1 pseudogene is annotated in these 307 nt (G+C 76.5%); it reads left to right on the top strand.

Annotation, left to right across the window (positions count from 1 at the left end):
• Positions 1-307, top strand: a pseudogene (locus ACTJK8_RS32475) (chemotaxis protein CheA); the annotation flags it as partial.

Genomic DNA, 307 nt, shown 5'->3' with positions numbered 1-307 from the left:
TTCGACCGCGTCCGCCGCGGCGAGGTCCCGGTCGGCCGCGACCTCGTCAACGTCTCGCTCTCCGCCAAGGACTACATCCGCGGCCTCATCGAGGAGCCCGAGGCCACCGCCCCGATCATCGGCGAGGCCATCCTGGCCGAGCTCGAGCAGCTCCTCGGCACAGCCGCCACCGCCGCCGCCGACGGCGTCCCCGCGGCATCCGCTCCCCCGGCCGTCGCGGCCGCGGCCGTCCAGCCCGCCGGGGACGGCTGGCGGATCGGCATCGCCTTCGCCCCGGACGTCCTGCGCAACGGCACCAACCCGCTCG

The sequence above is a fragment of the Methylobacterium sp. 22177 genome (assembly GCF_052045615.1).
In the GTDB taxonomy this organism is placed as follows: Bacteria; Pseudomonadota; Alphaproteobacteria; order Rhizobiales; family Beijerinckiaceae; genus Methylobacterium; species Methylobacterium radiotolerans.
Note: the sequence above shows the minus strand (reverse complement) of the source record. Positions and strands in the feature narration are given on the sequence as shown.